General features: G+C 52.3%; 1 rRNA gene. It reads left to right on the top strand.

Annotated elements, in window-relative coordinates:
• Nucleotides 1-622: ribosomal RNA gene (locus D3H34_RS33455) — 23S ribosomal RNA — on the top strand; the annotation flags it as partial.

Raw genomic sequence — 622 nt, 5'->3', positions numbered from 1 at the left:
TGAAAAGCCCCCTCGCCGTAAGCGCAAGGTTTTCTACGCAACGTTCATCGGCGTAGAGTGAGTCGGCCCCTAAGGCGAGGCAGAGATGCGTAGCTGATGGGAAACAGGTCAATATTCCTGTACCGATGTGTAGTGCGATGTGGGGACGGAGAAGGTTAGCTCAGCCAACTGTTGGATATGTTGGTTCAAGCCTGTAGTCGTGCCCGGTAGGCAAATCCGCCGGGCTTAGATGAGGGGTGATAACGAGTCTGCTTGCAGACGAAGTGAGTGATACCCAGCTTCCAGGAAAAGCCACTAAGCTTCAGCTACACACGACCGTACCGCAAACCGACACTGGTGCGCGAGATGAGTATTCTAAGGCGCTTGAGAGAACTCTGGAGAAGGAACTCGGCAAATTGATACCGTAACTTCGGGAGAAGGTATGCCGCAAGTAGGTGAACCTGTACAAGGGGAGCCCAAAGCGGTTGCAAAAAATCGGTGGCTGCGACTGTTTAATAAAAACACAGCACTCTGCAAACACGAAAGTGGACGTATAGGGTGTGACGCCTGCCCGGTGCTGGAAGATTAAATGATGGGGTGCAAGCTCTTGATTGAAGTCCCAGTAAACGGCGGCCGTAACTAT

Source organism: Acidovorax cavernicola, from assembly GCF_003581445.1.
This window is presented reverse-complemented; position numbering and strand designations above follow the sequence as displayed.